Source organism: Aminobacter sp. MET-1, from assembly GCF_026521175.1.
In the GTDB taxonomy this organism is placed as follows: Bacteria; Pseudomonadota; Alphaproteobacteria; order Rhizobiales; family Rhizobiaceae; genus Aminobacter.
This window is the reverse complement of sequence record NZ_JAMSHL010000105.1, coordinates 1-271: the sequence shown is the minus strand read 5'-3', so window position 1 is coordinate 271 and position 271 is coordinate 1. Positions and strand designations below refer to the sequence as shown.

Here is a 271-nt window from a genome sequence, read left to right as displayed (position 1 = left end):
GCGCAGAAGCTGGCCGATATGCAGGTCAACGGCGTCGTCGGTCACCTCAACTCGGGCACCACCATTCCCGCGGCCCGCGTCTACAACGACGCCGGCATCCCGCAGGTCGCGCCGGCCGCGACCAACCCGCAGTACACGCGCGCCGGCTACAGGTTCGCCGCGCGGCTCATGGCCACCGACGTGCAGCAGGCCGACGGCATCGCCGGCTATGTCGCGCGCACGCTGAAGGCGAAGACCGCCGCCGTGATCGACGACCGCACCGCCTACGGCC

The 271-nt window shown here is 71.6% G+C and carries 1 protein-coding gene; it reads left to right on the top strand.

The genetic code is table 11. The annotated features are described in order from the left end of the window. Positions 1–271: ABC transporter substrate-binding protein (locus NDO48_RS29210; RefSeq protein ID WP_267322915.1), on the top strand; the 271-nt coding region annotated here is incomplete at both ends.